Origin of the sequence: Nitrosomonas sp. sh817 (assembly GCF_030908545.1) — a bacterium.
Lineage (GTDB): Bacteria > Pseudomonadota > Gammaproteobacteria > Burkholderiales > Nitrosomonadaceae > Nitrosomonas.
On the sequence record NZ_CP133083.1, the window covers coordinates 262,942 to 275,545 of the forward strand.

A 12,604-nucleotide genomic window follows, 5' to 3' on the forward strand; every position below is an offset into this window, starting at 1 on the left:
ATGGCCGGAACCTGAAATAGAGGCATGACAGTGAAGAAGTTTTGCCTGAGGCTATTTTTCAGTTCCAATCATTACTTGCTTCTGGATTATCCTTACTTGAGACCCGCCTGTAACTTATAATTTTGATGGAATGTATTATCCTCTATAAGCAGCATCAGCCTTGGATTATATTCAGAAATCGCTATGGATGACAGCAAAACTCGCATACCCGGCGAAATAGACCGGATGCCGCCATAGAAAGTGACAGTTATATAGAACGATCACTGGAATAAAAATCCGGATCATTCAATAATAGTTCAGTGATTGATGGATACTCAAAATTCAATAGGGATTGAAAATTGCCATGAGAAAAATTTTTGCCGGCTGGTTATCTGTAATTCTTGTTGCTGTATTGACAGCCTGCGTTGCGACATCTCCGGCGCATATTGATGATGGCAGGATCCATGTCACCATTTTGCATTTTAACGATATTTACGAGATTACACCGGTCAGCGGCGGCAAGGAAGGCGGTATCGCCCGGGTTGCGACACTACGCAAGCAATTACTGGCGCGGAATCCGAATACCATCACGACATTGGGCGGCGATCTGTTCAGTCCCTCGGCGATCGGTACGGCGCAGTATCAAGGCGAGCAGTTGGCTGGACGGCAGATGGTCGATGTGCTGAATCACTTTGCGCTCGATTACGCGACTTTTGGCAATCATGAATTCGATCTCAAAGAACAGCAATTCAACCAGCGTTTGCTAGAGACCCAATTTACATGGATTTCCAGCAATGTGTTTGCTGCCGATGGCCAGCCTTATACGAGTGTGAAACAACATCTGGTGATTCCTGTCGTCGATAAAAAAAGCGGGAAAACTTTCAGAATTGGCATGTTTGGATTGACACTGCCAGCTAATCAATCGGGATATGTCCGTTATTCCGATCCGCTGACAGCGGCTAACGAACAGATTGCGCAACTCGGCGGTCAGACGGATTTCATTATTGCGTTAACGCACCAAGCCATCGACGATGACGTTGAATTGCTGGAGAAATTTCCACAAATCGGGTTGCTGCTTGGCGGACATGAACACGTCAATTATCAAAACTGGCGCGGTAATTTCACGCCATTGTTGAAGGGGGACGCCAACGTTCGTTCCGTTTACGTCGTCGATCTTCACTTTGATCCACAAACCGGCAAAACCGAAGTCAAACCCACGTTTGTGCCGATCAGCGGCAGTTTGGCGGAAGATGTTGCTGTGAAGATTGTAGTCGATAAATGGATGGCTATCGCTTTTGATGCATTCCGGCAACAAGGTTTTGAACCCGAGGCTGTGATCACGAATACTTCGGAAGCCTTGGATGGACTGGAATCGAACGTGCGTACCCGCAAAACCAACCTGACCGAATTGATCGCAAAAAGCTTGCTGCGACCATATCCGGAAGCCGATCTGTCACTCTATAACAGCGGTTCGATCCGCATCGATGACGTGTTGCCTCCAGGACAAATCACCGTCTACGATATCATCCGCGTGCTGCCGTTCGGCGGAAAAGTCCAACTGGCCGAGATTAAAGGTGAGTTACTGCTGAAGGTATTGAATCAGGGTATTGCCAATACCGGCTCCGGCGATTTTCTGCAGTCCGCCAATACCCGGCGGGTGGGTGGCGCATGGGAAATCAATGATACTGCACTGGATCCGAAGAAAACTTACCGGCTCGCCATTAACGATTTTCTTGCTTCCGGGAGAGAACACGGACTGGATTACCTGAAACCGGGAACACCAGATTTTGTAATTGTAAATGCCGGGAACAATACCGATATTCGCCAGTTGGTGATTGAACAGCTTAAAAGTCATTGAAATTTTTCGCGATTCATTTATTCAACTGTCACCGCTTTGGCCAGATTTCTGGGTTTATCGACATCCGTGCCTTTTACGAGGGCAACATGGTACGCCAGTAATTGTAACGGGATGGTATGCAGAATCGGGCTCAGCAGCCCGGCATATTCGGTCAAACGGATGACATGAAGATGATCGCTGGGTGTAATTTGCGAATCCGCATCTGCAAATACATACAATTCGCCGCCGCGTGCCTGTACTTCCTGCAAGTTCGATTTTAGTTTGCCGAGCAATTGATTATTCGGCGCGATGGCGACCACCGGTATCTCATTGTCGACCAATGCGAGCGGTCCGTGTTTGAGTTCCCCGGCTGCATAAGCTTCGGCATGGATATACGAAATCTCTTTGAGCTTGAGCGCGCCTTCCATTGCGATCGGATAATGCACGCCGCGCCCTAGAAAAAGCGCGTGACGTTTCTGCGCAAAGCTCTGTGCCCAATGCTTGACTTCCGGTTCTACTTTTAGTGCTTGCTGCAGAGCTTTGGGTAAATGCCGCATGGTCATGATTAATTGGTGTTCTTCGGCAGCGGACAGTTTATGCCGCATTTTTGCCAGCGTAACGGTGAGCAACAATAGCGAGGCAAGTTGGGTAGTAAATGCTTTGGTCGATGCCACACCGATTTCCGGCCCGGCCCGGGTCAGGAAACGTAAGTCGGCTTGGCGGATCAATGCGCTTTCCGGTACGTTGCATATTGCCAGGCTATAGGTGTGACCGAGTTTTTTGGCATAGTCGAGGGCAGCCAATGTGTCGGCGGTTTCACCGGATTGCGAGATGGCAACGACCAGCGTTGCTGGATCCGCAACCGGATTGCGGTAGCGATATTCGCTGGCGATTTCTACAGTGCAGGGCATCCCGGCGACTTTTTCCAGCCAATATCGAGCGACTAATCCGGCGTGATAACTGGTGCCGCACGCTAATATCAAAATTTGCCGGGTATTATGAAAAATTGTTTCCGCGTCGCTGCCGAATAAATTCGGTGTGATGGACCGGGTGCTCGATACCATTTCCAAGGTATTTGCGACCGCGCTAGGTTGCTCAAAAATTTCTTTTTGCATGTAGTGCGCGTATGAGCCTAACCCGAATTCTTCCTTGGATAGGCGCGACTCATGGACGGCGCGGTTCACCGGCTCTCCAAATTGATTGTTCAGGCAATTTACAATATGGAAACTGTGATTGCTGATTTCGGCGATATCGCCTTCTTCAAGATAAATTACATTGCGTGTTACTTGCAGCAACGCAGATACGTCCGACGCGACATAATTGCCGTTTTTTCCGATTCCAAGGATTAATGGCGCGCCATGGCGTGCAACGATGATGCGTTCTGGATATGCTTCCTCCATAACTGCGATGGCATAAGCCCCTTGCAATTCCGCAACCGATAAGCAGACTGCTTTAAAGAAATCGTGTATTTCTATCAGCTTAAAAGCAATAAGATGTGCGATTACTTCGGAATCGGTTTCTGACGAAAAATGATAACCATGATTCTTAAGGAAAGTGCGAATGCTTTCATGATTCTCTATGATCCCATTATGCACAACAGCTATACGAGATTCACCCCCTGAAAAATGTGGGTGCGCGTTTTGCTCAGAGGGTTTTCCGTGCGTAGCCCATCGTGTGTGGGCAATACCAGAAAATCCTTGTGCTTTCTCCTGTTCCACTAGCTTACAGAGTTGATTGACCCGACCAGCGGTGCGTAATCTTTTTAAACCGTAATCGGTAAATACAAGCCCGGCGGAATCGTAGCCCCGGTATTCGAGACGTTGCAAGCCTTCCAGCAGAACCGGAACTACATTTGCTTTAGCGATTGCGCCAATAATTCCACACATATAAGAATTTTCTCCTTAGTTCGATCAATAGTCACAATAACCATTATATTTCAATACGCTGCTTAATTATCCGATCAATGTTGCATGTATCATTCAGTTTCATTGAAAAAGACTGAGGGAAATTATTAAATTGAAAGAAATCACACATGTGCTTTGAATAGTTAGGAAATATTTTGGGTATTGAGCAGTAAACAAGATGAATTCCGGAAAAGATTGCAGAAAACAATATTGAGAAACGAATACTGAATCCTATTTTACCAAATCAATCGCAGTATATTATTCAGTATTCGTTCAGAGTTTTTTTCTTAACATTATCGCAAAGATGGCGTGGTTCTTATTGAGAGACGATTATGTGGCAACTGTAGCTGTCAATAGAAATCCGGATGATTGGGGACTGCAATTTTTATACTGAGGTTGACATGAAAAAGTTCAAGTTAGCATGTTTGGCCGCTGTGCTCTGCGGGTTATTTTTGACAAACCACGCAGTGGCGGAAGGTGACGGTGGAGGTTTTGACGGCGGTGGTTTTGATGGAGGCGGTTTTGATGGTGGTGGATTCGATGCTGGAGACTTCGGCGGAGATTTTGGTGGCTATGAATCCGACTTTAACGGTGATTATGGCGATAGTTACGATGGGGGAGGGTATTCTGATTATGATTACTCTGACCAGAGTGGTTATGACCAAGGCGATGCTTTTTATCAGGATAACGATTTTGAACAACCGGATGATTTCGGAGCGGCCGATGATCCATCACAGTTTAATGAGTTCGAGCAGGTTGATGGAATTGACCAATCCAATGATCTTTCTACGGAAAGTGATCCGGCTCAGGGTGATAATTCGATATCGGGAAGTGATGAATCTGCTCAAGAGCCGCTCCAGAAAGAGCTTGCCGAGCCTACGGCAGATATTGCACCAGCAAGTGAATCGGCTGTAACTGATGAATCGACAGTCGCGGGGGATGCTGCATCTGCAAATACCGAAGAACAACCTACCCAAGATAGTACTAACGATCAAAGCGTATCTCCAGATGGGACTGTCATAAATAATAATGTCAATGTTGATCAAAATAATGTGCAGGATAATCAGGATGGACATGGGCATCATCATGGTTGGGGACATCACCATCATGATGGATTTGGTTTAGGATTCGGCTTAGGGTTAGGTCTGGGTTTGGGATTTGGGCCATTTGGTTATTACAGTCCCTTTGCGCCTTTTGGATATTATGGATTCGGCGTACCTTTTCCTGGTTTTGGTTTTTACAGTGGCTGGCGCGGAGTAGGAATGTATAGCAACTACGTAGGTTTTGGTCCAAGCCGTTATTTCGAACCTTACTATCCGTTAGGGGGTTATCCTGCATTGCTTGCCGCTTCTCCAGTTATTTCAGGGCCACTGGTTGCTTCACCTGTAAGGGCGCCGACTTTCGTACAGCGCAACGATAATTTGAGACCTGTCCCGGCCCCGGTTCAGAAACAAGCCTATTGGTATTATTGCCGGAATCCGGAGGGCTATTATCCCTATGTGAAACAATGCTCGGGAGAATGGATTAAGGTACCCCCCCGGCCTTCCTGATATCGCGATTGTTTGTAACTTTATACGATGATTTGCAGTCTTAAAAAACGGGTAAGATTATTAATCGTTTTTGTGAGGGGGTAATCATGGGAACCAGACGACTGTTAATTGCAGCTACTTTTGTTGTGGTATTACCATTGCTATCGGGGTGCTGGACGATTGCGGCAGCAGGCGCAGGCGCCTACGGTGGTTATAAAATGAAAGAAGAAGGTTATACCTTGCAGAACCCGGTTACTAAGGAGAAGGAAAAGAAATCAGCCAAGTAACAGCAGTAGAAGGTGGGGCATTTTGATATCGCTGTCCTGCCGCTTCCTTTAATGATTCTGCCAACGGTCGTGTGATGGATTTTTGTTTGAGCAGAGACTGTATTTGCTCTAATAATTGTGACGGGAAGTTCAAGACGCAGTTCGTACCTTACCGATACAGATCACCTCAAGCGGCGGTTAGGTCACTTCGCTGATGTCGCGTTTTGCTTCGGCAATGAATGACTTGAGGCAATGATCGGTGATTCCGTAGTCATATTCGAGGGCCTCGTACCAAGATCCAATGTGTTTTGTGTCTCTGCTTTGCCGTTCGTACTCTCTGATGATCTCTAGCGCTTGAGCCGAAAGGATAAAACCTCCAATATCCGCAGCGCGGCTGATCTCGTCTTTAGCTTCATTTGCCAGTTTGTGCGGTTCTTCGCTATGCTCATCGGGTAGGTCGCGCCCGCTATATTGCGCATCGAGATGTTCTGAAGAAAACTTTTTTGCCTTGTGGATGGCGTCGATCACTCGTTCATAAGCCAACGCCTTCTTTTCCCAGAGCTGTTCTTTGCGGAACTTGGAGAGAGATAGCCTTATCGTGAACCAAGAAGTTGCCGCCGCAATTACGAAGCCGATTGCGGCTTGAAAAGCAACGGCTTGGAGTGATGGTTCCATGTTACGGTTTAACTAAAATTAGAAAAACAGCATTTTTATTTATTAGATTTACCGAGTCAATATACAAGGGAATCATTATCCAATTGAATGGGATTGATATAATGCTGCTTTCTTTGAGATGGGCGTGCCGGTAGCGAGGTTTTCTAACGCATTTTGCAGTCGAGCGGAATGCAATTGCGTTGGCGCAGAGACGAATGAAAGCGATCTGGTTTTTTTGCGATCCGCTATGGTAGTTGGTGTTCGAAAATTAACTTATCACCTTGATGTGTCTAATTTTTTGTGCATTACATGTCTTGCGCTTTATCTTGCCCGGCGAATGATTCAGCACTTTCTTAATTTTTAATGGGAACTGGAATGAAAAGAAAACAGATAGTAAGCGCGATTGCTTTCGTGATGATACTGCCGCTGTTATCGGGCTGCTGGACTTTGGTGGCAGTGGGTGCAGGCGCTTATGGCGGTTATAAAATGAAAGAGCATGGTTATACGTTACAAAACCCGATTACTAAGGAAAAGAAATCGAAGAAATGAGGATCTGGATGATAATATTCGGATTTAACAGCATTATTCAGGTTTTCCTGTAGCGCTTTCTGGCTCTTTTTTATTACGGAAACTTTCATAAATCATAAGGACAGCGCCGACAAAAATGGCTGAGTCGGCAATATTAAAAGCTGGCCAGTGATAACTGCCAATGTAGAAATCCAGAAAATCGACGACGTGTCCCAGTGTAATGCGATCGTATAAATTTCCAGATGCTCCTCCAAGAACTAAGCTTAATGATAAGCAAAATAACTGCTCATGCTTGTATTTATTAAGAAAAAAAACGATTAGTAGAACAGCTGTTCCAGCAATACCGCTCAGAAACCAACGTTGCCATCCTGATTGATCGCTCAGGAAGCTGAATGCCGCACCCGGATTGTAGGTCAATACCAAGTTGAAAAAACCGGTAACCGGGATTATTTGTCCGAATTCTAGTGCAGACTCAACCCAGTATTTACTGGCAAGATCCAGAGTTAGAATGAGCGCTGCAATACTTAAACTAATGTATAGCTTCATAGGAAAAATTCCATTATTAATCTGTGGTTGGCGTTACGCATAATGGCGCTGTTCACCAGTGCCATAAAGATTGGTGACACAACGTGTGCACAAAGTAGGATGTTCTGCATGTTGTCCCACATCCTCGCGATAATGCCAGCAACGCTCGCATTTTTTATGGATATTGGATGTTATCGTGATGCCTTCCTGGAGTGGGTTATCAACCTGTTTCAGATTGACTTCGGAAACGATCAATACAAAGCGTAAATCCTCTTCCAGTTCGCTAAGTAAGAGAAAATCTTCGCGGTTGGCCCGTATTTCGACTGTCGCAGCGAGCGATGATCCGATTTCACCTTGTGCACGGGATTCTTCCAGTTTTTTTAGAACTTGCGAGCGTAACATCCGTATTTTTGCCCAGCGCTGTTGCAATATTTCCGTTTCCGGTTGATCAGGAAAAGTATGCCACTGGTGCAATAAAACGCTATCACTGGGATCTTTAGCCAGATATTCCCACACTTCTTCGGAAGTGAAACTCAGAATCGGCGCAAATAACCGTACCAGACTGTGGGCGATATGGTGCAGCACGGTTTGTGCGGAACGGCGCGGGAGGCCTTTGGTTGCTGATGTATAAAGACGGTCTTTAAGAATATCCAAATAGAAACCGCCTAAATCTTCCGAGCAAAAATTGTGCAGCTGGTGAACAACTTGATGAAACTCGTAACGTTCATAGGCTTCGATCAGTTCTTTTTGAAATGTTTCGGTAAACGATAGCATATAGCGATCGATTTCCAAACAATCAGTAACGGCGACTGAGTCAATTTTCGGATCGAAATCGGCCAAGTTAGCGAGTAAGAAGCGTAATGTATTGCGGATACGCCGGTAGCTTTCAACGACCCGTTTCAGAATTTCTTCTGAAATCGAAAGCTCGCCAGAATAGTCAGTTGAAGCTACCCATAATCGCAAAATATCGGCACCGGAAGTATCCATTATTCTCTGTGGCGAGATGACATTTCCCTTTGACTTGCTCATTTTATGGCCTTGCCCATCTACTACAAAACCGTGCGTAAGTAATGCGCGGTAGGGTGCTAGGCCGTCAATCGAGCAACTGGTTAATAGTGAAGACTGGAACCAGCCGCGATGTTGATCGGAGCCTTCCAGGTAAAGGTCTGCTGGAAAATCAAGCTGCTCGCTTGTCTTAACGACGGTGTCGTGCGTAGTACCGGAGTCGAACCAGACATCCAAGGTGTCGGTTGATTTCATGTAATTCTTGACTTCCTCTCCGAGCAACTCTCCAACATCCAATGAGAACCAAGCTTCTATGCCCTGTTGTTCGACTTTTTGCGCAACCAATTCCAACAATTCATAGGAACGCGGGTGGGGTGCATGGGTTTCTTTATGCACAAAAAAAGTCATTGGAACCCCCCAATTCCGCTGCCGCGAAATGCACCAATCCGGGCGGTTCTTGATCATTGCTTCCAAGCGAGATCTTCCCCAACTGGGATAGAAATCGGTGTTATTGACTGCTTGCATTGCCAATTCGCGCAAGCTTTTTTTCCGATCGGAAGAATCGGGTAATTTGTGGAGATTCATGCCTATAAACCATTGCGGTGTTGCACGAAAAATAATGGGGGTTTTGTGACGCCAGCAATGAGGGTAGCTGTGATCGATTTTTTTATGACAAAATAAGTGAGAACTGGTAGTGAGGGTATCAATGACGACGTCGTTTGCTTTCCATACCGAGAGACCGCCTACCAAAGGTGTATCGGCAATAAATTTGCCGCTGCCGTCGACTGGGCTCTCACTCGGTAAACCATAATGTTGACCGACAAAATAGTCGTCCAAGCCATGCGCGGGTGCTGTATGGACTAGACCGGTGCCGGCGTCCAGCGTCACATGTTTGCCACAGATAATTTTTACAGTACGCGCTTCAAATGGGTGCTGCAGAGGTAAATGTTCTAAGGCTTGACCTTTGCAGCTAGCCAATGCGACGCCAGCGAGGTCGTAACGTTCCAGGCAAGCCTGAAGCAGTTCGCTGGCAAGTACCAGCAAGCCGCGAGATGTTTGCACCAATACGTAATCGAATTCCGGATGAACACAGACTGCTTGGTTTGCTGGAAGAGTCCACGGCGTAGTGGTCCAGATGATGGCAAAAGTTTGAGTTTCGGCAGGAATGTTGATGCCAAAAGCATTGCTGAGTAATTCGTGGAATTCCGCTTGTACGGTAAAGCCAACATCAATGGCTGGTGAAGTTTTATTTTCATACTCGACTTCCGCCTCTGCCAGTGCGGAACCGCAGTCAATACACCAATTGACCGGTTTTTGTCCTTGATATAAAAAGCCGTTTTGATAAATTTTTCCAAGGGCCCGAATGATACCGGCCTCTGTTTTGAAATTCATGGTGAGATAGGGATTCTCCCAATCTCCTAGTACGCCCAACCGTATAAAGTCGGCTTTCTGGCGTTCAACTTGTTGAAGTGCGAAGGCGCGGCATAGTTCACGAACTTTGTCAGCAGGCAGATTCTTGCCGTGTTTTTTTTCAATCTGATGCTCAATCGGTAATCCATGGCAATCCCAACCTGGGATATAAGGTGCGTCGTATCCCGACAATGTTTTGCTTTTAATGATAATGTCTTTAAGGATTTTGTTAACGGCATGACCGATATGGATGTCTCCGTTAGCGTAGGGAGGTCCGTCATGCAAGATGAATTTTGGACGGGATTTGCATGCGGTACGGATCTTTTGGTAAAGATTTTTTTCTTGCCAGGCCTTCAGCATCGCGGGTTCCCGGCTGGCGAGATTGCCCCGCATCGGAAATGGGGTGTCGAGTAAATTCAACGTATTCTTATAATCGGTCATGGAATTTTAAGATTAATGGGTTAGTGTGCAATGCAGATACTACTGTAATTGTGCGCATTGGTTTTTGTCATGAAATAATTTTTTGTTTGCACAATATCTTTCTCGATTTGCAGAATAAGCGCGTTGATATCGGAAAATTTTTGTTCATCGCGCAGTTTGTGCAAGAAATCAACTTGCAGCCGTTGTCCGTATATTTCCTGGTTAAAATCAAACAAATGTACTTCCAAGACATAGCTGCCATTCTGATGGGTGGTTGGCCGTACACCGAGACTGGCAACCCCGGGTAGTGGTGTCATGGGAGATGATGGAATGGCACCCCGGGCTGAAACAGCAAAGATACCCGATAATACTGGACGGTTATGTTTTAATTGAATATTGGCAGTCGGAAAACCGATTTTCTTACCGAGTTTATCACCATCGATAATCCGTCCGCTCATGCTAAAAGGCCGGCCCAAAAAATTACCCGCTGCTGCCAAATCTCCATTTGCCAATGCTTGGCGGATAACTGTGCTGGAAACACGAGTATCATCGACAGTTATATTTGGCATTATTTCGACTGTATAGCCGTTTGCAGCCGAATGAGTTTGCAGCATGGTTATATCACCGGCCCGGCGTGCACCAAAACGAAAATCATCGCCAACAAGTAACCAGCGCACATTTAGCTCTTTGTTGAGGATCCGCGTGATAAATTGTTCCGGGGGTATTTTTGCAAACTCGTAATCGAAGCGGCAAATGTATACACGATCGACATTTGCTTGAATAAGGCATTGTAATTTTTCCCGGACACCCGTTAAGCGAGTTGGCGCTTGATCGGGGGAGAAAAACTCGCGAGGGTGGGGTTCGAAGGTCATTACGCAAGCAGGCAGTCCGAGCATTTTGGCGCTTTCTTGTAAGCGTTTGAGCATTGCTTGATGCCCCTTATGCACACCATCAAAATTACCAATTGTCAGCGCGACAGGCGTTTTAACACGTGACGACGTTTTTCGCCATATATGCATGAACAAGGATCCCAAAAATGTTGATTTTATCTTGATTAATGCGAATAGGTCTAGGTTCACGCAGGGTTATTGTGTGCTACATTAAGCTTTATAATTGATTGATGTTCTTTATTTCGTATGGTTAATAAATCGCAGCGTTCCAATCATTTACAAAAATCGTCTGATAGAAAAGATCAGATCTTGCAAACTCTGGCAGAAATGTTGGAATACCCCCATAGAATGAAAATTACAGTTGCCGCATTAGCGGAGCGGCTGGAGATATCGGAGTCTTCGGTTTATCGTTGTTTCCCGAGTAAATCGGAAATGTTCGGAGCGTTGATCGAGTTTATCGAAAAGACTCTGTTTGTATTGGTTAACAAAATCCAGCAGGAGGAAAGCTCTGGTGTTAAGCAAATTGAAAATTTATTACTGTTGTTAATGGGTTTTTCGCAGAAGAATCCAGGAATGACGCGTATTTTGATCGGTGATGTATTGGTTAACGAGAATGAACATTTGCAAATACGAATTAATCAATTACATGATCGTTTGGAAGCAACGCTTAAGCAGGCATTGCGATTTGCCATCAGTGAAGGGAAAATAAGCGAGCGGATTGATGCAGCAGCCTATGCTAATTTGCTTATGTGTTTCGTGGTTGGTTGCTGGCATCAGTTTGTTAAAAGCGAATTCAATCGTAGCCCTTTAGCCGGTTGGGAAATTCAGCGTTTGGTTTTGTTACCGGCCAGTATCGAATGATATGATTTGGATCGATGGCTTATGGGAGGTGGCTGTTGTTGAAGGCTACATTTGGCATACCGGGCATTCTGGATCTTTGTTTACTTTTGCTTCACGCCAATTCATCGTCAGGCCGTCAAGTAACAACAGCCGTCCGTTAAGACTATCGCCGATATTCAACAAAGTTTTTATTGTTTCGGCAGCCTGAACGCAGCCGATAATGCCGGTAATGGGAGAAAATACCCCCATAATTGCACATGGCATGTCTTCTTGCTCTCCCTCCATTGGATATAAGCAATGATAACAAGGACTATCGGTTTGGCTTAAATCAAAAACGCTCACTTGACCTTCAAAACGCACAACTGCACCAGAAATCAAAGGTTTTTTATGAGCAACACATGCCTGATTAATAAGAGAGCGTGTCGCGAAGTTATCGGATGCATCAAGAACTACATCGGCTTCTGCGGTTAAATGCAGCAATTTTGTGGCATCGGCTTTTTCCTGAATAGCCGTGATATTAATTTCCGGATTAATTTTGGCGAGTGCTTTTTTCGCTGATAGCGTTTTGGCTAAGCCGATCGAATGATTATCATGAATAATTTGGCGTTGCAGATTGGTTAAATCTACTTGATCGCCATCACAAATTATTAAATTACCAACACCGCTAGCAGCTAGGTACATGAGCGCAGGGGAACCTAGCCCACCTGCGCCAATAATCAAGACTCGTGATTGACAAAGTTTTTCCTGCCCCTCGATATCAATCTCGGGGAGCAGGATGTGACGGCTATAGCGAAGCAGCTGATGATCATTCACAATC

At 45.6% G+C, this 12,604-nt stretch carries 11 protein-coding genes; 5 read left to right on the forward strand and 6 right to left on the reverse strand.

Annotated features, from left to right (window positions below; genetic code table 11):
- The first annotated feature begins 343 nt into the window (after positions 1-343).
- Positions 344-1,837, forward strand: a complete 1,494-nt coding sequence (locus RBH92_RS01340; protein ID WP_307932940.1) for a bifunctional metallophosphatase/5'-nucleotidase — start codon at positions 344-346, stop codon at positions 1,835-1,837.
- Positions 1,838-1,854: 17 nt separating this feature from the next.
- On the opposite strand, the gene glmS is transcribed toward RBH92_RS01340, so the two are convergent.
- Positions 1,855-3,702: a glutamine--fructose-6-phosphate transaminase (isomerizing) gene (gene glmS, locus RBH92_RS01345; protein WP_307932941.1), complete on the reverse strand. Its 1,848-nt coding sequence runs from the start codon at positions 3,700-3,702 to the stop codon at positions 1,855-1,857.
- Positions 3,703-4,121: 419 nt separating this feature from the next.
- On the opposite strand from glmS, the gene RBH92_RS01350 reads away from it, so the two are divergent.
- Both RBH92_RS01350 and RBH92_RS01355 read left to right on the forward strand, forming a co-directional pair.
- Entirely contained in the window at positions 4,122-5,270 is a 1,149-nt protein-coding gene (locus tag RBH92_RS01350) for a hypothetical protein (RefSeq protein WP_307932942.1), read from the forward strand.
- Positions 5,271-5,356: 86 nt separating this feature from the next.
- On the forward strand, positions 5,357-5,536 hold the full coding sequence (locus tag RBH92_RS01355; RefSeq protein WP_292925568.1) for a hypothetical protein: 180 nt from the start codon (positions 5,357-5,359) through the stop codon (positions 5,534-5,536).
- A gap of 177 nt (positions 5,537-5,713) precedes the next feature.
- Here RBH92_RS01355 and RBH92_RS01360 read toward each other — a convergent pair whose 3' ends face one another.
- Entirely contained in the window at positions 5,714-6,190 is a 477-nt protein-coding gene (locus RBH92_RS01360; protein ID WP_307932943.1) for a hypothetical protein, read from the reverse strand.
- Positions 6,191-6,544: 354 nt separating this feature from the next.
- On the opposite strand from RBH92_RS01360, the gene RBH92_RS01365 reads away from it, so the two are divergent.
- Complete coding sequence (locus tag RBH92_RS01365) at positions 6,545-6,718, forward strand: hypothetical protein (RefSeq protein ID WP_292925566.1); 174 nt, start codon at positions 6,545-6,547, stop codon at positions 6,716-6,718.
- Between the two features lie 33 nt (positions 6,719-6,751).
- Here RBH92_RS01365 and lspA read toward each other — a convergent pair whose 3' ends face one another.
- Genes lspA through RBH92_RS01380 form a run of 3 tightly spaced genes read right to left on the reverse strand, consistent with a single transcriptional unit; the run spans position 6,752 to position 11,076 of the window.
- Positions 6,752-7,243: a signal peptidase II gene (gene lspA, locus RBH92_RS01370; RefSeq protein WP_307932944.1), complete on the reverse strand. Its 492-nt coding sequence runs from the start codon at positions 7,241-7,243 to the stop codon at positions 6,752-6,754.
- A gap of 33 nt (positions 7,244-7,276) precedes the next feature.
- Positions 7,277-10,078 carry an isoleucine--tRNA ligase gene (ileS, locus tag RBH92_RS01375; RefSeq protein WP_307932945.1) on the reverse strand — a complete coding sequence of 934 codons (2,802 nt, stop codon included), beginning with the start codon at positions 10,076-10,078 and terminating at the stop codon, positions 7,277-7,279.
- A gap of 20 nt (positions 10,079-10,098) precedes the next feature.
- Positions 10,099-11,076: a bifunctional riboflavin kinase/FAD synthetase gene (locus RBH92_RS01380; RefSeq protein ID WP_307932946.1), complete on the reverse strand. Its 978-nt coding sequence runs from the start codon at positions 11,074-11,076 to the stop codon at positions 10,099-10,101.
- Positions 11,077-11,193: 117 nt separating this feature from the next.
- Between RBH92_RS01380 and slmA the strand changes: the two genes are divergently transcribed.
- Positions 11,194-11,808, forward strand: coding sequence for a nucleoid occlusion factor SlmA (gene slmA, locus RBH92_RS01385; RefSeq protein WP_307932947.1), 615 nt, complete (start codon positions 11,194-11,196; stop codon positions 11,806-11,808).
- A gap of 45 nt (positions 11,809-11,853) precedes the next feature.
- Here slmA and RBH92_RS01390 read toward each other — a convergent pair whose 3' ends face one another.
- Positions 11,854-12,600 carry a HesA/MoeB/ThiF family protein gene (locus RBH92_RS01390; protein WP_307932948.1) on the reverse strand — a complete coding sequence of 249 codons (747 nt, stop codon included), beginning with the start codon at positions 12,598-12,600 and terminating at the stop codon, positions 11,854-11,856.
- Between the last annotated feature and the right edge of the window lie 4 nt (positions 12,601-12,604).

Bases quoted from the DNA above. Each gene is read 5' to 3' on its own strand.
- RBH92_RS01380 (WP_307932946.1), bottom strand. From the start codon at position 11,076: ATGCATATATGGCGAAAAACGTCGTCACGTGTTAAAACGCCTGTCGCG.
- lspA (WP_307932944.1), bottom strand. From the start codon at position 7,243: ATGAAGCTATACATTAGTTTAAGTATTGCAGCGCTCATTCTAACTCTG.
- RBH92_RS01340 (WP_307932940.1), top strand. From the start codon at position 344: ATGAGAAAAATTTTTGCCGGCTGGTTATCTGTAATTCTTGTTGCTGTA.
- RBH92_RS01365 (WP_292925566.1), top strand. From the start codon at position 6,545: ATGAAAAGAAAACAGATAGTAAGCGCGATTGCTTTCGTGATGATACTG.
- RBH92_RS01360 (WP_307932943.1), bottom strand. From the start codon at position 6,190: ATGGAACCATCACTCCAAGCCGTTGCTTTTCAAGCCGCAATCGGCTTC.
- RBH92_RS01355 (WP_292925568.1), top strand. From the start codon at position 5,357: ATGGGAACCAGACGACTGTTAATTGCAGCTACTTTTGTTGTGGTATTA.
- glmS (WP_307932941.1), bottom strand. From the start codon at position 3,702: ATGTGTGGAATTATTGGCGCAATCGCTAAAGCAAATGTAGTTCCGGTT.
- ileS (WP_307932945.1), bottom strand. From the start codon at position 10,078: ATGACCGATTATAAGAATACGTTGAATTTACTCGACACCCCATTTCCG.
- RBH92_RS01350 (WP_307932942.1), top strand. From the start codon at position 4,122: ATGAAAAAGTTCAAGTTAGCATGTTTGGCCGCTGTGCTCTGCGGGTTA.
- slmA (WP_307932947.1), top strand. From the start codon at position 11,194: ATGGTTAATAAATCGCAGCGTTCCAATCATTTACAAAAATCGTCTGAT.